The organism is Shinella oryzae, assembly GCF_023038235.1.
GTDB lineage: Bacteria > Pseudomonadota > Alphaproteobacteria > Rhizobiales > Rhizobiaceae > Shinella > Shinella sumterensis.
Map to the genome: position 1 here is coordinate 351,360 of NZ_CP081987.1, position 20,272 is coordinate 371,631.

Sequence of the window (20,272 nt, forward strand, 5' to 3'; positions counted from 1 at the left end):
TTCCTTACGTTTCATGCCAGGTGCGGCCGTCGCGCTCGATGAGGGCGATGGCCTGGCTGGGCCCCCAGGTGCCGGCGGTGTAGCCCTGCACCTGCTGGCCGGTCGCTTCCCAGGCCTTGAGGATCGGGTCGACCCAGCGCCATGCGGCCTCGACTTCGTCACGGCGCATGAAGAGCGTCTGGTTGTTCCTGATGACGTCGAGCAGCAGGCGCTCGTAGGCGTCGGCGTTGCGGGCGTCGAAGGCCTGCGCGAAGCTCATGTCGAGCGAGACGTTGCGCAGGCGCATGCCGCCCGGACCCGGATCCTTGATCATCAGCGACTGCTTGACGCCTTCGTCGGGCTGCAGGCGGATGATGAGCTGGTTCGCCTCGATACGGCCGGCCGAGGGGTCGAAGATCGAATGCGGGATCGGCTTGAAGGTGATGACGATCTCCGACATGCGCGCGGCAAGACGCTTGCCCGTGCGGATGTAGAAGGGCACGCCCGCCCAGCGCCAGTTGCCGATCTCGGCCTTGATGGCAACGAAGGTTTCCGTGTTGGAGACGCCGCCGTCCAGCTCTTCCAGATAGCCCTTGACCGGGCCACCGGCGGACGCGCCGGCGCGATACTGGCCGCGCACCGTGAGGCGCTCGACATTGTACTGGTCGATCGGCTTCAGCGCGCGCAGAACCTTGAGCTTCTCGTCGCGCACGGCTTCCGCGTCCATGGAGGAGGGCACTTCCATGGCGACGAGGCAGAGCAGCTGGAGGATATGGTTCTGCACCATGTCGCGCAGCGCGCCGGCCTTGTCATAGTATCCGGCGCGGCTTTCCAGCCCGACGGATTCGGCGACCGTGATCTGGACGTGGTCGATATGCGCGGAATTCCACAGCGGCTCGTAGAGCGCATTGGCGAAGCGCAGCGCCATCAGGTTCTGCACCGTCTCCTTGCCGAGATAGTGGTCGATGCGGAAGATCTGCTCTTCGCGGAACACCTTGCCGATCGTGTTGTTCAGCTCGTCCGCCGACGCGAGGTCGCGGCCGATCGGCTTTTCGACAACGATGCGCGTCTGCTTGGTGATGAGTTTGTGATCGCGGATCTTCTCGGAGATATCGCCGAAGATCGCCGGCGCGACGGCCAGGTAGAAGGCGCGCACGCGTTCCTTGCCCTCGTCGAGCAGCTCCTTCAGCTTGTCCCAGCCGGCGTCGGACTTCGCGTCGACCGAGACGTAGAACAGGCGATCGCAGAAGATCTTGACCTGCTCGTCCTCGAATTCGCCGGGCTTCAGGTGCTCCTTCAGCGCATCCACCGCGAACTTGCGGTATTCCGCATCCGTGAAGGCCGTTCGCGACGCGCCGATGATGCGCGTGGGATCGGAAAGCTGGCCGGCGAGCTGCCGGTGATAGAGGGCCGGAAGGAGCTTGCGTTCCGCAAGATCGCCGGTTCCGCCGAAGACGACATAGTCAAAGGGCTCAACGGGAATGATCTGGCTGCTCATCGGATATCTCGATCTGTTCTGTTGGCGGGTGTTATAATCTAATCGATTTAAAAACGCCAGCGTGCAACGCAACAAATTCGACGCTTCGACTCGATCAGAGCTTGTCGCGTAGCGCGTACCACGTCATGGCGAGGAACAGAAGCGGCGAGCGGAACCGCGAGCCACCGGGGAAGGCCGGGATTTTCAGGGCCTTCAACTGGTCGAGCTCCGCGCTGCCGCCGGTCACGTCCTCGGCATAGAGCTTGCCACAGTAGTTTGACAGCATGACGCCGTGGCCGGAATAGCCGCCGATCGTCGTGATACCAGGCATGACCTCGCGCACATAGGGTTTGCGGGGCATGGTGATGCCGACGGAGCCGCCCCAGGCATGGGTGAGTTCGATGCCCTTGAGTTGCGGATAGACTTCCTCGATCTGCCGGCGGATGGGCGGCGTCATGTCGTCCGGATTGTCGGAGGTGTAGGCCTCGCGTCCGCCAAACAGCAGCCGGCCGTCGCGCGTCTTGCGGAAGTAGCGCACGACGAAGCGCGTGTCGGCGATGGATTCCCCGCCCGGGATGATCGACGGAAATTTTTCGAGCGGCACGGTCGCGCCGATGAAGGAGCGGATCGGCATGACATGCGCCGCCGTCTTCGGCTCAAGATCGCCGATATAGGCATTGCAGGCGATCAGGGCTCTGTCGGCCCGGATGGTGCCGCGCGCCGTCGTGATCACCGCCTTTCCGCCGGACCGCTCGATCTTGAGGGCGGGGGTTCTTTCGTGGAGATTGGCGCCCGCCTCCTGCGCCGCCCGCGCGACGCCGACGATGAGCTTCATCGGATGGATATGGCCGGTGCCGGTATCGCGGATGCCGAAGAAGAAGCGCTTCGAGCCGACGCGTTCCTCGGTTTCCGCCCGGTCCATGAAATGCATGTGCGGATAGCCGAAGCGGGTCGCGGCGATCTCGATATGATCGCGGAAGTCCTTCTCATAGCTTGTCTTGTGGCTGACATTGAGCTGACCGGGCACGTAGTCGATGTCGAGGTTCTGCGCGGCGGCGAAATTGTGGATGTGATGCTTGGCGTTTTCTGCAAGGTCGAACAGCGCCCTGGCGCGCTCATAGCCCAGTTCGGCTTCCAGTTCCTCCGCATCGGTGCGCTGGCCAGTGCCGAGCTGGCCGCCATTGCGGCCGGACGCGCCGTCGCCGAAGCGGTGCGCTTCGATCAGCGTGACGCGCACGCCCTTGAGGGCAAGGTTGTAGGCGGCCTGGAGACCGGTGAAGCCGCCGCCGACAATGGCGACATCCGTCTCGACCGAGCCGTCGAGCGGCGCATATTCGGGGCGGTCTCCGACGCTTGCTTCATACCAGGAGACGCCGGGGGAAATCGGGCTTTGCCAGGGCATAGCGCACACTCATGGGGCAGGAGGCTGCGGCGGCGCACCGGGGCGCCGGCCGCTTTCGGGGCTCAAGTGTCGGGCGGCCCGGACCGCCGGCCGCTCAGACGTTGAGCAGCAGGAACTCGCGTTCCCAGGGGCTGATCACCTGCATGAAGGTCTCGAACTCGCCGCGCTTGACGCCGGCATAGAGCCCGATGAACTCCGCGCTGAGGACCTCCGCCAGTGCGGGATCGGATTCGAGCAACGACACGGCCTCGAGCAGGCCGCGCGGCAGATCGATCGTGCCCTCGTTGGCGGTATCCTCCGTCGGCGGGCTCGGCTCGATCCCGTTCATGATGCCGAGCAGGCCGCAGCCGAGCGAGGCCGCGAGCGCGAGATACGGATTGGCGTCCGATCCCGGCAGGCGGTTTTCGATACGGCGGGCGGCCGCGTCCGACACCGGCACGCGGAAGGCCGTGGTGCGGTTGTCGTAGCCCCAGGCATTGTTGACCGGCGCCGACATGTCGGGCGTCAGGCGTCGGTAGGAGTTCACATAGGGCGCCATCATGACCAGCGTCTTCGGCACATAGGCCTGCATGCCGCCGATGAAGTGGAAGAACTCCTTCGAGGGCGATCCGTCCGGGTTGGAGAAGACGTTTCGGCCCGTGTCGAGCTCCACCACCGACTGGTGGATATGCATGGCCGAGCCGGCCTGGCCTTGCATGGGCTTGGCCATGAAGGTGGCATAGATGCCGTGCTTCAGCGCCGCCTCGCGGATCGTGCGCTTGAACAGGAACACCTGGTCGGCCAGTTCGATGGGATCGCCGTGGCGCAGGTTGATTTCGAGCTGCGCGGGCCCTTCCTCGTGGATCAGCGTATCGATCTCGAGGCCCTGCTTTTCCGAGAAGTGATAGATGTCGTCGATCAGTTCGTCGAATTCGTTGATGCCGGCAATGGAATAGCCCTGTCCGCCCAGAATGGCGCGGCCGGAGCGGCCCTTCGGCGGATGCAGCGGATAATCCGGGTCGTCGTTGACGGCGACGAGATAGAATTCGATCTCGGGCGCCACGACCGGCTTCCAGCCGCGCTCGCGATACATCTGCACGACGTTCTTCAACACGTTGCGCGGCGTATAAGGCACGTTCTCGCCCGTCGAGCCGACGATATCGCAGATCACCTGCGCGGTCGGATCGGTTTCCCACGGCACCACGGAAAGGGTGGAAAGATCCGGCACCAGCTTGAGGTCGCTGTCGCGCGGCTCATAGCGGAAATTGCCGGTCTCCTCGGGGTAATCGCCGGAAATCGTGTGGCGATAGAGTGCGGAAGGCAGCGCCAGCGACGTGTTCGACGTGAACTTCGACGACGGCATCATCTTGCCGCGCGGCACGCCCGCGAGGTCCGGCGTGATGCATTCGATGTCTTCAATGCCGCGGGCCCGAAGCCAGTCTGCGGCGTCCTTCCAGGTCTTTACTCCGCGTGGCACGCTGATGGCGGGAGGTATTTTGGTGGAGCGTGCTGCTTTCTCTATGGTGGGCGTAACGACTTTCTTCCTGGACGGCATGACACACCGGGGTTGGTTGATGATGCGCCATCATAGACACAGAATGATGCTTGGCTAGCTCCCCCCTGCGCTTCAAAACGGTGATTTCCGTTCTATTTCCCGTTTTCGTGCCCGGATTGACATTCCGCTGCGATGGCCGAAAGAGAGGGAAAAAGAGGATTTCAACGTGGCAGAGCGGCGGGACGTCGTCATTATCGGAGCCGGCGCGGCAGGCATGATGTGCGCCATCGAGGCGGGCAGGCGCGGGCGCCGTGTGCTCGTTCTCGACCATGCGAAGGCGCCGGGCGAAAAGATCCGCATTTCCGGCGGCGGCCGCTGCAACTTCACCAATATCCATGCCGGCCCGAAGAACTTCCTGTCCGCCAACCCGCATTTCGCAAAGTCGGCGCTTGCCCGCTATACCCCGCGTGATTTCCTCGATCTGGTGGAGCGCCACCGTATCGCCTGGCATGAGAAGACGCTGGGCCAGCTCTTCTGCGACAATTCCGCGAAGGACATCATTGCCATGCTGCTGGCCGAGATGAAGGCGGCAGGCGTCGAAATCAGGCTTTCCACTGCGATCGGCGACATCGCGCATGACGGGACGTTCTTCCGCATCTCGACGGAGCAGGGGGCGATCGAGGCCGCCTCGCTGGTCGTTGCCACCGGCGGAAAGTCCATTCCCAAGATGGGCGCCACGGGATTTGCCTATCGTGTCGCCGAGCAGTTCGGGCTGCCCGTTATCGAAACCCGTGCGGGGCTCGTGCCGCTGATGCTCGATCCCGGCACACTTGCCGCCCATGAGGGCCTGCCCGGTGTGGCGGTGGACGTGGCGGCACGCCATGGCAAGACCGAGTTCCGCGAGGCAGCACTCTTCACCCATCGCGGGCTGAGCGGCCCGGCCATCCTGCAAATCTCCTCCTATTGGCGCGAGGGCGAGGAGATCGGCCTGCATATCCGCCCCGATCTCGACTTCGCCGCGATCATCGCCGCCGCCCGCAAGCAGAACGGCCGGCAGGCGGTACAGACCGTTCTCGCCGAGCATATCCCGAAGAAGCTGGCGCAGTTGGTCGCCACCGATCTGGGCATCGACGGCCCGCTCGCCGAACTCTCCGGAAAGCGGATCGATGCGCTGGTGCAAAAGCTGCGCGACTGGCGGTTCCGGCCGCCGGCGTCGGAAGGCTATCGCACGGCGGAGGTGACGCTCGGCGGCGTCGATACGGCCGCACTCGATTCCCGCAGCATGGCGGCAAAGGCGGTGCCGGGGCTCTACTTCATTGGCGAGGCCGTGGATGTCACCGGCTGGCTGGGCGGTTATAATTTCCAATGGGCCTGGGCCTCCGGCCATGCCGCGGGGCAGGAAGCGTGATTCCTGTACGGTCCTTTACCGTCCGTTAAGACCTCGGGGCGGATGCTCTCGAAATGTCGGCGTTTCCCGCTCTCGGGATGGGAGACAACATGATGTGGGCCGGCAGACCCGGATCATCCGCGTTGCCTGTTGTTTCCACGTAACGGAGTATCGCCGCATGCCTGCCACACGTCGCCCCGCCCGTGCCATCGCCATCGCCGCAACGGAAGAAAGCCGCCGCCGTCTGCTGGCGATCGGCGTCAATTGCGCGCTCGCCGCCATTCTGGTGACGGCACTCGCGCTCATCGCCCTTTGACGGTCGGACCGGGATAAATCGGTTTAAAAAGTCAGGGAATTTTAAAGATTGCCGTCGATGATCTCTGGATAGGGTTCCGGAAGCCGTGTCCCATGATGGATGCCTGCGGCTGGCAATGAATGCTCCCCCGGATACGCGGCATTGCAGCCGCATGAAGTCGGTAATCCGGCGTCCGAATCCTGGGGAGGCTCTGGAAGAGAGCAGGGGTGGAGCGCGCCGACAACGGATGTTCCGCCATGTTTATTGATCGCATTCTTGCCCGTTTCAAAATCCAGACCAAGGTTCTGGTCTTCATCCTGCCGTTCGTTCTGAGCATTTGCGCCGTCGGCTTCACGGGTCTCTATGCCACCGGCCTGCTTCAGGGCCGCATGGAGATTTCCAACAGCGTCCTCCAGTCGCTCAGCGGCTTCAAGGACGTCTATGCCAGCATGAACCGCTTCCTGCAGGATACCAGCAAGGAGACCCGCGACGAGGTCAACCAGCGCCTGAAGGCGCAGGTCACGCTGCTGCGCCAGACGATGGATGGCCTGACCCCCGACGTCGACGCCTCGAAGCTGCTCGACGCCCAGAAGCAGACCAAGGATATCGAGGCGCGCATGGAGGGCCTGTGGCTGCTCTATACCCGCGAGACCAGGCTGCATGACGCGATGGGCAAGAACCTCAATTACCTTGCCGCCGAACAGATCAAGATCCTTGAAGAGGCGACCAAGCTGCAGCGCTCCGTCCGCCAGGACGAGAACAGCGCAAAGAGCATGCTGCGCGAGGCCGACCGCCTGACCAATGCAGGCCGGTTCTTTGCCGATTTCCTCAGCGACTTCGCCAAGGCCCCGACGCCGGACGAAAAGCTGAAACTCGTCAAGGAGCGCTACCCGCTGATTTCCAAGACCGAACGCTCGATTGCGGCCATCCTGCCGAAGAGCCAGAAGGTCGTCTCCACCACCATCCGCACCACGATCGACGAACTCGGCGGTTACCTGGCCTCCAGCGATACGGCCGATGTCGTCGTTCCCGAGGTGGCGCGCCGCATCAACCGCTTCCGCCAGATCGCCATCCAGCTGCAGGGCGGCGCCGGCGAGAAGATGCGCGAAGCGACCCGCATCTTCGGCGAACTCGACGAGCCGATCATCAAGTCGGAAGCCGTTCTGTCCGCCACGCGCAAGCTGGTCAATTCGATCTATGACGCCGAAATCATCGCGGCCCGTTTCCTCGGCGATACCTCGGAGGAAAATCGCACCAAGCTGCTGGCGTCGCTGTCCATCGTGACGAGCGAAATCGACACCCTGCGCGGCAGCGCCAACGGCCTCGCCTTCTTCGATGGTGTCGGGCAAGCGGTGACGCCCGTCATCGACAAGATCAACGCCGACAGCGCCACGCTGGTCAAGATCAGCACCCAGCGCACGGCCGACTTCGATGTCGCCGGCCAGTCCATCGACAGCATCTGGAACCTGCTCAGCCAGTTTGCCGAGGAGCAGAAGACGAGCGCCGGCTCGGAGCGCGAGAAGGCCAACCAGGTCTCGGTACTGGCGACCGTCGTCGGTGCGGCCATCGCCGTGCTTGCCGGCATCGCGCTGGTGCTGACGCTCAAGGGACCGATCGGGCAGATCACCGGCGCGATGCGCCGCCTTGCCGACGGTTTCCTCGATACCGGCATATCCGGCCAGAGCCGTGCCGACGAAATCGGCGACATGGCCCGTGCGCTCGGCGTCTTCAAGGAAAACGCCCTGTCCAAGATCCGCGTGGAGGCCGAAAGCGAACAGCAGCGCGCCGAGGCGGAGGCCGAGCGGCGCCGCAACGACGCGGAAAAGCAGGCGATGGACCAGCAGATCGACTTCGCGGTCAACGCGCTTGCCGCAGGCCTCGGGCGCCTGGCGCAGGGCGACCTGTCGCGCCAGATCGAGACGCCCTTCTCCGGTCGTCTGGAGCAGCTGCGACAGGACTTCAACGTCTCGCTCGTGCGCCTTCAGGACACGCTGGGCCAGATCCGCAACAACGCCCTGTCGATCCAGCGCAGCGGCGCCGACATGCTGCAATCGGCCGACGCGCTTTCCAAGCGCACCGAATCGCAGGCGTCCTCGCTGGAAGAGACCGCGGCTGCCGTCGAGCAGATCACCGCGACCGTGCGCTCCTCCGCCGAGCGGGCGCATGAGGCCAACCTCGTCGTGGGCGCCACCAAGCGCAGCGCCGACAATTCCGCCGGCGTCGTCAGCAACGCGATCGATGCGATGGGGCGCATCGAGGGGGCTTCCCGCCAGATCGAGCAGATCATCGAGGTCATCGACGACATCGCGTTCCAGACCAACCTTCTGGCCCTCAATGCCGGTATCGAGGCCGCGCGTGCGGGCGAAGCGGGCAAGGGCTTTGCCGTTGTCGCGCAGGAGGTGCGGGAGCTGGCGCAGCGTTCGGCAAGTGCCGCCCGCGAGATCAAGGTGCTCATCGAGAAATCGACGAGCGAGGTGAATGCCGGATCGCATCTCGTGCAGGAAACCGGCGCCGTGCTCGCCGCGATCAGCCAGCAGATCGTCACCGTCAGCCACCATGTGGACATGATGGCGACGGCAAGCCGCGACCAGGCCGCGGCACTCCAGGAGGTCAACGGCTCCGTCAACCAGATGGACCAGATGACCCAGCAGAACGCCTCGATGGTCGACGTCACGACGGCGGCAAGCCGCAAGCTTGCGGGCGAAGCCGACACGCTGATGATGCTGGTCGAGCAGTTCCGCCTCGAAACGGAAGAACACGATCACGGCGCCTACCGCGCCGCCTGATTGAGCCGCCGCTGTTAACCAAAAAAGGCCCGGTTTTCCGGGCCTTTTTTATGCCTGGACGTCCCGATTTACAGGATGTGGTGGCGGATTTTCAGCTTTTCTTATATCTTGATTTTTATCATTTCGGGACAACAGGAGCCCGACAATGAGCAAGATATTCCGATCTTCGATCGCCTATCAGTATGCGGCGATGACCTTCGCCTTCATCTTTCTCAGCGCCGCCGTCATCGTCGGCGTCATGCATTACAATCTGAAAAGCTATGTGCTCCAGGATGCGGCCAATGACGCCCATGACGCCACACGCAACATGGCGGTTCTCTACGATGCCGTGATCGACGGGGCGTCTATCGAGCTGAAGGATGGTGCGCTTGCCGGCGTGCGCAGCGATGCGATGCCGGAGCTTGCGAACCACGATCTTGTCGATCGCACCGCCACGTCCATTGCCGGCGTCGCGACGATTTTTGAGAAACAGGGATCGGACTATGTCCGCATCTCGACGAATGTGAAGAAGGAAGACGGCAGCCGCGCGACGGGCACGAAACTCGCCGCGGATCATCCGGCGCAGGCCGTGCTCGCCAAGGGTGCGCCCTATTTCGGGCCCGCGCAGCTGTTCGGCCGTGAGTTCATGACCGGCTACTTCCCCGTCAAGAATGCCGCCGGCGCTAATGTCGGATTGCTTTTCATCGGTATTCCGATGGAGGTTTACTTCCAGAAGATCCATGACCTCCAGCTTCGCGCGATCATCGCGGGTGGCGTTTCCATGCTGCTCTTCGGCTGTCTTGCCTATCTCGCCGTGCGCCGGGCGACCCGTCCGCTGCGCGCGCTGATCGGTGCGGTGGGCGCGATTGCGCAAGGCCGTCTCGACACGGATATTCCCAGCCGGGACAAGGCCAACGAGTTCGGCCAGATCGCGCGTGCGCTGGAGGTTTTCCGCGAAAACGCGCAGCGTCGGATCGACATGGAGGCGGTCGCCCAGCGTCAGAATGAAGAGGCGGCAGCCGAGCGCGAAAAGGTGGACACGGAAAAGCGCGAAACGGACCGGCAAATCGATTTCGCCGTCAACCAGCTGGCGGCCGGCCTCGGTCGTCTTGCGCAGGGCGATCTTTCCGAGACGATCGACGTGCCGTTCTCCGGCCGGCTTGAACAGCTGCGGCAGGATTTCAACGATTCGCTGTCGCGCCTTCAGGGCACACTCGGCAGCATCCGTGCCAATGCGGTTGCGATCCAGTCCAGCGGTGCCGAGATGCGCCGGTCCGCCGACGATCTGTCGCGTCGCACGGAATCGCAGGCCGCCTCGCTCGAGCAGACGGCGGCGGCGGTGGACGAGATCACCGTTACCGTTCGCTCCTCCGCCGAACGCGCGCAGGAGGCCAACAGCCGGGTCGCCGAAACCAAAGCGAGCGCCGACAGTTCCAGCGCCGTGGTGACCAGTGCGATCGAGGCGATGGGGCGGATCGAAGATGCCTCGCGAAAGATCGAGCAGATCATCGAGGTGATCGATGACATCGCCTTCCAGACGAACCTGCTCGCGCTCAATGCCGGCATCGAGGCGGCGCGGGCGGGCGAGGCCGGCAAGGGCTTTGCGGTCGTTGCACAGGAAGTGCGCGAACTGGCGCAGCGCTCGGCAGAGGCCGCCAAGGAAATCAAGGGCCTGATCGACAAGTCGACGCAGGAGGTCAGCACGGGCGCGAGTCTGGTGCAGGAAACCGGCGCGGTGCTTGCAGCGATCAGCCGCCAGATTGTCGGCATCAGCGACCATGTCGCCCTGATCGCGACGGCCAGCCGGGATCAGTCCGCAGCGCTGCAGGAGGTCAACGGCTCCGTCAACCAGATGGACCAGATGACCCAGCAGAACGCGTCCATGGTGGAATCGACGACGAGCGCGAGCCGCCAGCTCGCAGGCCAGGCGGACGAGCTGATGGCACTTATCGGCCAGTTCCGTTTCGAAGCGGGAGAGCGCAATTCCGGCGGACGGACCGCCCGCGCGGCCTGACGGTTTTGCGCAATGTTGAAGGCGCAGCGTCTTGAGCCTTCTTCACCGGACACTGCCCCGAAACGAAAAACCCCCGGCGCAGGGACGCCGGGGGTTTTTCTTGACTGGATATAGGCCTGTCAGCCGCGACCCTGCGTCACGATGACCGGGATCAGCAGGTCGCCCCAGTTGCCCTCGCCGCCATGGTGACGGGCGGAGCGGACGAGCTCGACCGACACGCCGGCGTCGACCGCCTTCATGACTGACTGGTTGAGGCGATGCAGGTCGTTGGCGACCATGCGGATCATGGCCTGCTGGTCGGATGTCATGGCGGACGCCTGTTCTTCAGCACGTTCCTTGACGCGGGTCTGGACTGTCATGGCATTTCTCCTCTTGTAATCAGGGGTTCTTGAAAGGGGACGGTCTGGGTTTACTCGGCGGCCGGGCGGAACTGTTCGTGCTCGGTCGATTCATGCATGGCGGTGGTGGACGACTGGCCGCCGGTGATGGCCATGGAGACGGCATCGAAATAGCCGGTGCCGACTTCGCGCTGGTGCTTGGTCGCGGTGTAGCCGTTGATTTCGGCCGCGAATTCTGCTTCCTGCAGCTCCGAATAGGCGGCCATCTGGCGCTCCTTGTAGCCGCGGGCCAGTTCGAACATGCCGAAGTTCAGCTGGTGGAAGCCGGCAAGCGTGATGAATTGGAATTTGTAGCCCATCGCGCCCAGCTCGCGCTGGAACTTGGCGATCGTCGCGTCATCCAGGTTCTTTTTCCAGTTGAACGAGGGCGAGCAATTGTAGGCGAGCAGCTTGCCGGGATGGGCCTTGTGCACGGCTTCGGCGAACTTGCGGGCCTGTTCGAGATCGGGCTTGCCCGTTTCCATCCAGATCAGGTCGCAGTGCGGCGCATAGGAAATGGCGCGCGCGATGCAGGGCTCGATGCCGTTTTTGACCTGGTAGAAGCCCTCGACCGTGCGGCCCTTGTCCTTGTCGACGAAGGGCTGGTCGCGCTCGTCGATATCGGAGGTGAGAAGCTTGGCGGCTTCGGCATCGGTGCGGGCGACGATCAGTGTCGGCACGCCCATGACGTCGGCCGCGAGCCGCGCGGCATCGAGGTTGCGGATATGGGCGGCGGTCGGGATCAGGACCTTGCCGCCGAGATGGCCGCACTTCTTTTCGGATGCCAGCTGGTCTTCGAAGTGGACGCCGGCCGCACCCGCCTCGATGAACGCCTTCATGATCTCGAAAGCGTTGAGCGGACCGCCGAAACCGGCTTCCGCGTCGGCGACGATCGGGGCGAACCAGGTGTCGACCGAAAGGCCGTTGCCCTCGGCGGTCTCGATCTGGTCGGCGCGCTGGAGCGTGCGGTTGATGCGCTTGGCCAGTTCCGGTGCGGCATTGGCCGGGTAGAGCGACTGGTCGGGATACATGGCGGATGCGGTATTGGCATCGGCGGCGACCTGCCAGCCGGAGAGATAGATCGCCTTCAGCCCGGCCCGGACCATCTGCATGGCCTGGTTGCCCGAGAGCGCGCCGAGAGCGTTGACGAAATCTTCCTCGTGGATGAGCTTCCACAGGCGGTTCGCGCCGTTTTCCGCCAGCGTATGGCGAATCTGGACGGAGCCGCGCAGCTTCTCGACCGTCTCGGCTGTATAGGGGCGCTCGATGCCATCGAACCGGCCCCTGGGCGCGCTCGGAACAAGATTGTAAAAATCGGTCATGCTATCCTCCAATGCGATGTTTTCCGGATCGGGCCGCAGCTCCTTGTTGCCCGATTTGATGTGACAGTATTTACATCGCAGCGCACAATCCGGCGAGGAAAATCCGGTAAATCAGGCTGTAAATCGAGTAATGATGTGTTGTCTTTGACAGATCGGCGATGTAAAAAAGTAAAAATTGTAAAGTCTGATGCGCAGACGCGCGTGTAAAGGATTTGACATATGGCAGAGAACAAGATCTTTGCGGGCCCCAAAGTCCGGCGCATCCGCAACACGCTCGGCCTCACCCAGACGGCGATGGCCGAGGGGCTTTCGATCTCGCCGTCCTATCTCAATCTCATCGAACGCAACCAGCGACCGCTGACAGTGCAACTCCTTCTGCGCCTCGCCTCCGTCTACAAGGTCGATCTCGATGATCTCCAGGGCGAAAGCGCCGGCAACGCGCGCCAGTTGCGCGAGGTCTTCGCCGATCCGCTGCTGGCTGGCGAACTGCCCGGAGACCAGGAGCTTCTGGAAATCGCCGACGCGGCGCCGAATGTGGCGAGCGGTATCCTCAAGCTCTACCGCGCCTACCGCGAGCAGGCCGCGCGCCTGACGGACCTTGCCGATATGCTGGCCCGCGAGGGGCGCGCCACCATGCTGGCCGGCACCCTGTTGCCGATGGACGAGGTGCGCGACAAGCTGGAAAACCGTCCCAACTATTTCGGCGCCATCGATGAGGCCGCCGAACGGTTCCACGCCGCGCTCGCACCCGGCGACGAGCTGGCCGCGGCGCTGAAGGGCTGGCTGCGCAAGCAACACGGCGTCGTCGTGCGCCTTCTGCCCGTGCATGCCATGCCGACGCTGCGCCGCCGCTTCGATCGGCACTCCATGCGCCTCTTCCTTTCGGAGCGCCTTTCGCCCTTCGACCAGCTGCGCGAGATCGCCATGGAAACGGTGCAGCTGGCGCTTCAGGACGAGATCTTCGCCGAACTCGATCTGCTTGCCTTCTCCACCGCGGAGGCAAAGCGCATCGCGCGTTTCGAGCTGGCGCGCTACGCGGCCCATGCCCTGATGATGCCCTATGAGGCGTTTCACGCCGCCGCACAGCGCGTGCGCTACGATATCGACATGCTGCGGTCGCGCTTCGGCGTGTCCTACGAACAGGCGGCGAACCGCCTGACCATGCTCCAGCGGCCGGGCAGGGCCGGCGTGCCGTTCTTCATGCTGGAGATCGACAATGCCGGTCACCGTTTCCGTCGGGCCGGCGCACAGGGTTTTCCCCAGGCCCGGTTTGGCGGCGACTGTCCCAAGCTCGGCGTGCACGCGGCCTTCGCCCAGCCGGGGCAGATTCTCGTCGATCGCGTGGAAATGCCTGACGGTGCGGCATTTCTTGCCGTCTCCCGCACGCTGGAAGGGCCGCAGGGCGCCTTTGCCGAGCGTGTGCGCCGCACGGCGCTGCTCATCGGCTGCGACGGCGCCCATGCGGACGAGACGGTTTACGCGGAAGCGGTGCGTCGGGACGCAGCCGTGCCCGTCGGCACTGCATGTCGGCTATGCGAGCGGCAGGGCTGTCTTGCCCGCGCCGAGCCGCCGGTCACGCGTCCGCTGGGGCTCGACGAAATGGTGGCGGGCCTCAGCCTTTTCGACTTCCAGTAAGTTTTGACTTGATTTCCGTCGGAGATGCGGATGAGATATGATAGAAATGGGAACAATGTGATATAAAATTCGTCGGGCCTTTACGTAGAATGCGGCTTGTCGCCTCTTGAAAAAACTCCATAATCGGCGACAGACGTTCGTGCGAACGCATCGGTCAGTTAAAAAACTGGGAGAAAAATCAATGGTAAGACGTACTCTTTTTGCGACGGCCGCTCTCGCGGCGCTCATGGCGGCCGGCAGCGCTTTCGCGCAAGAGAAGGTTGTCAACGTCTACAACTGGTCCGATTACATCGATAGCTCGATCATCGACGAGTTCACCAAGGAAACCGGCATCAAGGTCGTCTACGACGTCTACGACTCCAACGAGATCCTTGAGACGAAGCTGCTTGCCGGTGGCACCGGCTATGACGTCGTCGTGCCCACCAACACCTTCCTGCAGCGCCAGATCGCGGCCGGCGTCTACCAGAAGCTCGACAAGTCGAAGCTGCCGAACCTCAAGAACATGTGGGACATGATCTCCGAGCGCATGCAGCCGTTCGACCTGGGCAACGAATACTCGATCAACTACATGTGGGGCACGATCGGCATCGGCTACAACAAGGCCAAGATCAAGGAAGCGCTCGGGGTCGACGAAATCGACAGCTGGAGCGCGATCTTCGATCCGGCCAATGCCGAGAAGCTGAAGGATTGCGGCATCAACATGCTGGATTCGCCGACCGATATCATTCCGGTCACGCTTGCCTATCTCGGCCTCAACCCCGACAGCCATGATCCGGCGGATATCGCCAAGGCCGAGGAAGCGCTGCTGAAGGTTCGCCCCTTCGTGCGCAAGTTCCACTCGTCGGAATTCATCAACGGTCTTGCCAATGGCGATATCTGCATCGCGATCGGCTGGTCGGGCGATATCTTCCAGGGCCGCGACCGCGCCGACGAGGCCAAGAACGGCGTCGAGATCGGCTATGCCATTCCGAAGGAAGGCACGCAGATGTGGTTCGACCAGATGGCCATCCCGGCCGATGCGCCGCATGTCGAGGAAGCACACGCCTTCCTGGACTACATCATGCGCCCGGACGTGATCGCCAAGGCGTCGACCTACATCCACTACGCCAACGGCAACAAGGCATCGCAGGATCTCCTGCCGGAAGACATCATCAAGGACCCGACGATCTACCCCGATGACGCGACGCTGAAGAAGCTCTTCACCAACACGGCGCTCGATTCCAAAACGCAGCGTCTGTTCACGCGGACGTGGACAAAAGTCGTGACCGGCCAGTAATCGGTCCAGTGCAAATTGCCCGGAAGAACCTTCCGGGCAATTTCATTTGTGCTGCCAATAAAAAGAGATGGGGACAGGCATGAAATCTCTCGGCAATATCCGTCGTTCCTTTGCGCCCTGGGCCGACCCGGCCGCAAAGCCGTTCATCACCTTCCGCAATGTCACGAAGAAGTTCGGTGATTTCACGGCTGTCGACAATCTCACGCTCGACATCTACCACCGCGAGTTCTTCGCGCTGCTCGGCGCTTCGGGCTGCGGTAAGTCCACGCTTCTGCGCATGCTTGCGGGTTTCGAACGGCCGACATCCGGCGAGATCATTCTCGATGGCCAGGATATTGCGAGCATTCCGCCCTACAAGCGGCCGGTCAACATGATGTTCCAGTCCTACGCGCTCTTTCCGCACATGACGGTGGAGAGCAATATCGGCTTTGGCCTGCGCCAGGATGGCATGCCGAAGAACGAGATCGCCGAGCGTGTCGCCCAGATGCTCAAGCTGGTGAAGCTGGAGCAGTTCGCCAAGCGCAAGCCGCATCAGCTGTCCGGCGGCCAGCGCCAGCGCGTGGCACTCGCCCGTTCGCTGGCCAAGCGCCCCAAGGTGCTGCTGCTCGACGAGCCGCTCGGCGCGCTCGACAAGAAGCTGCGCGAGGAAACCCAGTTCGAACTGATGGATCTCCAGCAGGATCTCGGCCTCACCTTCGTCGTCGTCACGCACGACCAGGAGGAGGCGATGACCATGGCCGACCGCATCGCCGTCATGAGCCACGGCAAGGTGATCCAGGTCGCGACGCCAGCGGAAATCTACGAAGCGCCGAATTCGCGCTTCGTCGCGGATTTCATCGGTGACGTGAACATTCTCGACGGCAAGGTCTCCGCAAGCGGCAACGGCAAGATCGAACTGGTAACCAATGACGGCTTTACCGTGCGCACCGCCTCGGCGGGCGCACCGGCGAGCGGCAGCGCCGCCGGCTTCGCCATCCGGCCGGAGAAGCTGAAGGTCTCGCGTAACGCCCCAACCGACGCCACCGTCAACGCGGCCGAAGGAGAGGTCTGGGATATCGGTTATCTCGGCGACATGACGGTCTTCTACGTCAAGCTCGGCAGCGGCAAGGTGGTCAAGGCCTCAATGCTGAACGCCCAGCGCGAGGTGGAGAACCCCATCGCCTATGATGAGAAGGTCTGGGTTTCCTTCGGCGAGACAGCCGGCGTCGTGTTGAAGGATTGAGCGCATGAGCAAGCTCGGCTCCGCCATCTTCAGCCGCCTTGTCATCATCATCCCCTATGCGTGGCTGCTGTTCTTCTTTCTTGTCCCCTTCCTGATCGTCTTTCGTATTTCGCTGTCCACCACCGCCATCGCCCAGCCGCCCTATGAGCCGGTTTTTGCGCTGGCGGACGGCCTTTCCGGTATCTGGGCTAAGATCGGGGAGTTCAGCTTCGACAATTTCGTCTGGCTTACCGAAGATGCGCTCTATCTCAATGCCTATCTGTCGAGCGTGTGGATCGCCGGCGTCTCCACGCTTGCCACCCTGCTGATCGGCTATCCCATCGCCTATGGCATGGCGCAGGCGCCCCGCTCGCTGCGTCCGACGCTTCTGATGCTCGTTATCCTGCCGTTCTGGACGAGCTTCCTCATCCGCGTCTATGCGTGGATCGCGATCCTGAAGCCGGAAGGGCTGCTCAACCAGTTTCTGATCGGCACGGGGATCATAGATTCCCCGCTGATCATTCTGGGCACGAACTGGGCGATCTATATCGGCATCGTCTATTCCTACCTGCCTTTCATGGTGTTGCCGCTCTATTCCGCGCTGGAGAAGATGGACAACACGCTGATCGAGGCGGCGCAGGATCTCGGCTGCCCGCAGATCACCGCCTTCTGGAAAATCACTTTCCCGCTGTCGCTGCCCGGTGTGGTGGCAGGCTGCATGCTCGTCTTCATCCCGGCCGTCGGCGAATTCGTCATTCCCGACCTGCTCGGCGGATCGCAGACGCTGATGATCGGCAAGACATTGTGGAACGAGTTCAATGCGAACCGTGACTGGCCGGTATCCGCTGCCGTGGCGACGATCCTGCTGCTCATTCTCGTCGTGCCCATCGTGTTCTTCCAGAACGCGCAGGCCAAGGCCGAAGAGCAGGGGAGATAAGCCATGAACACCTGGTCCCGTTTCAACATCGTCTCGGTCGTTCTCGGCTTCGCGTTCCTCTACCTGCCTATCGTGCTGCTGGTCGTCTTCTCCTTCAACGAGTCCAAGCTCGTGACGGTCTGGGCCGGCTTCTCGACGAAATGGTATGTCTCGCTGTTCAACAACCGCGGCCTGATGGATGCGGCGTGGGTGACGATCCGCGTCGCGCTCCTGTCTGCCACCATCGCCACGGTGCTCGGCACCATGGCGGCGCTGGCCCTGACGCGCTACACGCGCTTTCGCGGCCGGCTGCTCTTCTCGGGCATGGTCTATGCGCCGCTCGTCATGCCGGAAGTCATCACCGGCCTGTCGCTGCTGCTGCTCTTCGTCGCCATCGGCCTCGACCGCGGCTTCGTGACGGTGACGCTCGCGCATATCACCTTCAGCATGTGCTTCGTGACTGTCGTCGTGCAGTCGCGTCTCCTCTCCTTCGATCGCTCGATCGAGGAGGCGGCGATGGATCTCGGCGCCACACCGGTCCGCACCTTCCTGGAGGTGACGCTGCCGGTCATCGCGCCCGCCGTGCTGTCCGGCTGGATGCTGGCCCTCACGCTTTCGCTGGACGACCTCGTCATCGCCAGCTTCACCTCCGGCCCAGGCGCCACGACGCTGCCGATGAAGATCTACAGCCAGGTCCGCCTCGGCGTCACGCCCGAGATCAACGCGGCCTGCACCATCCTGATCGGCCTTGTCGCGATCGGCGTCATCATCGCGTCGATCATGACGAAACGGCGCGAAGTGCAGCGCCAGCGCGACGAGCAGGCGGCCATCGCCGGCCGCTGAGATGGCGAAGGGAGCCGTTACTGGCGGGGCTGCCGTCCCGTCAGGACCGAGGCCGGCGAGATGACCGGATCGGGCCAGGAGCCGCCGACGAAGAAGCTGAGGCCCGGCTTGCCGTTCGTGGCATCTGCGGCCGTCCTGTCCTTCAGCAGCCCGGCCAAAGCCAGGCTGCCGGTCCGGTAGGGCACCATTCCCGACAATGTCAGCAGCGCATCGTTGCTTTCGATCTCGGCCTTTGTCAGTTCGGCGAGCCCCCGGTCGAGACGCGCTTCGACATCGGCCCGGTTGAAATCGAACGACCCGTCTCCCGCCGCGGACATGCTGAAGAAGTTGCCCTGTGCCGCGAGTTTCTCGAAGGCCTGTCGGTTGAAATGCGTGAGCGTGCCGGACCCCAACCGCAAGCGGAACTTTCCGGACATGTCGGAGGGCGTGGTTGCCCACAGCGGCAGCTTCGTCGAGAGTTCGAAATCCGCCGATCCGATGCCTGACGGCAGCGGCCCCGGCAGCGCGAGCGTGCTGGCGATGCTGCCGATGTCGACATTGCTGAGCGAGAATTGCAGCTTGCCGCCGCCGCGGAAACCTTCCTCGGCCAGCGCGATACGCCCCGTCAGGCGCCCGTCCAGCAGGGTGCTGTCGCCGATATCGAAGGACGCGCGTCCGTTCTCGATGCGCATGCCGGCGGCAAGGTCCTTCAGCGCAAAGGGCGAGAACGTTGCCGTTCCTGCCGAAAGACGCAGGTCCATGCCGAACTGATGGATGAACGTGGTATCGATCGTCGGGGCGTTCTGGTCGGCGCCGGGAAGCGGCGAAAAGGCCGAGAGGAAGGCGCGCAGGTCGATGCGGTCGAAGGCGAGCGTGCCCCCGATCCGCGGCACGCTCTGCGGTGGCATGTTGAGGTCGAGCACGCCGGTCGCCTTGGTGCCGTCGAGCGCCAGCTTGACGTTCTCCAGTCTGGCGGCGTAGCCGGACGTCGCAATGTTCGCTTCGACGGTCATCTCCCCGATGGTGCTGACAGCCGGAATGTCCCGGCCCTGCCAGGCGAGCAGGCGGCTGAGCGAGGGCGTCGAAAGCTGCACGGTGCCATTGACGAAGCCGCTGCCGGAAAGATTGGCCGCGCCTTCGAAGCTGACGGCACCCGGGTCGGCCGAGAGGCTGGTGCGAACGGTGGCATCGCGGCCGGCAAGCAGGGCGAGCGGCTGGTCGGCATCGAAGGACAGGCGCGTCATCTCGCCGTTGCTGACACCCGAAAGCGCCAGGGTCAGGCGTTGCCGCAGGGTCGGCCAGGTGACGGTGCCGTCGATGTCGGAGATCCGGTAGGGACGGCTCTCGCCCGAAACGATCTCCAGCACGCCGTCCACCAGCGTGATCGTGCCGATGCGTTCATCGGACGGTTCGGATGTCGGCTTGCCCCCGGCGGCCTTCGTCGCATCGATGGCCTGGACGAGCCAGCCGCTGTGCCGCCAGTTGAACGTTCCGTCCGCCTCCCGGCGCAGGCGTACGATGGGCCGCACAAGCTCGAAATCGCTGAAGGACGGGTGTCCGCGCACCGCGCCGAAAAGGTCGAACGTCGCCGAGACGGTTTCGGCGGAAATGAGCTCTCCGCTGCCATCGGGCACGACGCGCACGTCGCGCAGCGTCACGCGGGGATAGGGCCAGAAGCTGAAATGCGTTTCCTTGCCGACATGGACCTGCGCGCCCGTCCAGTTCTCGAGCGCCTGTTCCAGGCCCCGCTCCACCGTCTCCGGCTGGACGAGAAAGGAAAAGCAGATGCGCAGTCCCGCGACCACGACAAGCGCGACCAGAATGGCCCTTACCCAGAATTTCGATCGGACCAAACGGGGAAGGGTCATGGGGCGCGGCTCCTCTGCCCGCGGCATTCTCATCTCAGGCGAAATCGGGATAGGCCGTCGCG

15 protein-coding genes are annotated in these 20,272 nt (G+C 63.4%); 9 read left to right on the top strand and 6 right to left on the bottom strand.

Annotated elements, in window-relative coordinates:
* Positions 1–4 precede the first annotated feature (4 nt).
* The 3 genes from zwf to K6301_RS01780 all read right to left on the bottom strand — a co-directional run bounded on the left by zwf (position 5) and on the right by K6301_RS01780 (position 4,392).
* Complete coding sequence (gene zwf / locus K6301_RS01770) at positions 5–1,477, bottom strand: glucose-6-phosphate dehydrogenase (RefSeq protein ID WP_134649722.1); 1,473 nt, start codon at positions 1,475–1,477, stop codon at positions 5–7.
* Positions 1,478–1,571: 94 nt separating this feature from the next.
* Positions 1,572–2,858 (bottom strand): NAD(P)/FAD-dependent oxidoreductase, encoded by a 1,287-nt coding sequence (locus K6301_RS01775; RefSeq protein ID WP_247218893.1) that lies wholly within the window; start codon positions 2,856–2,858, stop codon positions 1,572–1,574.
* Between the two features lie 94 nt (positions 2,859–2,952).
* A complete protein-coding gene (locus K6301_RS01780) occupies positions 2,953–4,392 on the bottom strand; it encodes a glutamine synthetase family protein (protein ID WP_134649724.1) in 1,440 nt (479 codons plus the stop codon).
* Between the two features lie 166 nt (positions 4,393–4,558).
* Between K6301_RS01780 and K6301_RS01785 the strand changes: the two genes are divergently transcribed.
* The 4 genes from K6301_RS01785 to K6301_RS01800 all read left to right on the top strand — a co-directional run bounded on the left by K6301_RS01785 (position 4,559) and on the right by K6301_RS01800 (position 10,793).
* Positions 4,559–5,740 carry a BaiN/RdsA family NAD(P)/FAD-dependent oxidoreductase gene (locus tag K6301_RS01785; protein WP_247218894.1) on the top strand — a complete coding sequence of 394 codons (1,182 nt, stop codon included), beginning with the start codon at positions 4,559–4,561 and terminating at the stop codon, positions 5,738–5,740.
* A gap of 157 nt (positions 5,741–5,897) precedes the next feature.
* Positions 5,898–6,035 carry a hypothetical protein gene (locus K6301_RS01790; protein ID WP_160870023.1) on the top strand — a complete coding sequence of 46 codons (138 nt, stop codon included), beginning with the start codon at positions 5,898–5,900 and terminating at the stop codon, positions 6,033–6,035.
* Positions 6,036–6,271: 236 nt separating this feature from the next.
* Positions 6,272–8,800: a methyl-accepting chemotaxis protein gene (locus K6301_RS01795; RefSeq protein WP_247218895.1), complete on the top strand. Its 2,529-nt coding sequence runs from the start codon at positions 6,272–6,274 to the stop codon at positions 8,798–8,800.
* Between the two features lie 145 nt (positions 8,801–8,945).
* Positions 8,946–10,793: a methyl-accepting chemotaxis protein gene (locus tag K6301_RS01800; protein WP_247218896.1), complete on the top strand. Its 1,848-nt coding sequence runs from the start codon at positions 8,946–8,948 to the stop codon at positions 10,791–10,793.
* A gap of 119 nt (positions 10,794–10,912) precedes the next feature.
* Here K6301_RS01800 and K6301_RS01805 read toward each other — a convergent pair whose 3' ends face one another.
* Complete coding sequence (locus K6301_RS01805; protein ID WP_134649728.1) at positions 10,913–11,152, bottom strand: SMc00767 family acetate metabolism repressor; 240 nt, start codon at positions 11,150–11,152, stop codon at positions 10,913–10,915.
* A 50-nt stretch (positions 11,153–11,202) separates the two neighbouring features.
* Positions 11,203–12,492, bottom strand: a complete 1,290-nt coding sequence (aceA, locus tag K6301_RS01810) for an isocitrate lyase (RefSeq protein WP_247218897.1) — start codon at positions 12,490–12,492, stop codon at positions 11,203–11,205.
* Positions 12,493–12,711: 219 nt separating this feature from the next.
* Here aceA and K6301_RS01815 point away from each other — a divergent pair, with 219 nt between their 5' ends.
* The 5 genes from K6301_RS01815 (at position 12,712) to K6301_RS01835 (ending at position 18,363) form a co-directional block, all read left to right on the top strand.
* The gene (locus K6301_RS01815) at positions 12,712–14,127 is read left to right on the top strand and encodes a helix-turn-helix domain-containing protein (protein WP_247218898.1); all 1,416 of its coding nucleotides are present in this window, start codon (positions 12,712–12,714) and stop codon (positions 14,125–14,127) included.
* A 166-nt stretch (positions 14,128–14,293) separates the two neighbouring features.
* Entirely contained in the window at positions 14,294–15,403 is a 1,110-nt protein-coding gene (locus K6301_RS01820) for a polyamine ABC transporter substrate-binding protein (protein WP_281505881.1), read from the top strand.
* A gap of 79 nt (positions 15,404–15,482) precedes the next feature.
* Complete coding sequence (locus K6301_RS01825; protein ID WP_134649732.1) at positions 15,483–16,625, top strand: ABC transporter ATP-binding protein; 1,143 nt, start codon at positions 15,483–15,485, stop codon at positions 16,623–16,625.
* 4 nt (positions 16,626–16,629) lie between these two features.
* Positions 16,630–17,541 (top strand): ABC transporter permease subunit, encoded by a 912-nt coding sequence (locus K6301_RS01830; RefSeq protein WP_134649733.1) that lies wholly within the window; start codon positions 16,630–16,632, stop codon positions 17,539–17,541.
* A gap of 3 nt (positions 17,542–17,544) precedes the next feature.
* Complete coding sequence (locus K6301_RS01835; protein WP_134649734.1) at positions 17,545–18,363, top strand: ABC transporter permease; 819 nt, start codon at positions 17,545–17,547, stop codon at positions 18,361–18,363.
* Between the two features lie 17 nt (positions 18,364–18,380).
* Here the strand turns inward: K6301_RS01835 and K6301_RS01840 are convergent, their stop codons facing one another.
* Entirely contained in the window at positions 18,381–20,210 is a 1,830-nt protein-coding gene (locus K6301_RS01840) for an AsmA family protein (RefSeq protein WP_247218900.1), read from the bottom strand.
* Positions 20,211–20,272 lie beyond the last annotated feature (62 nt).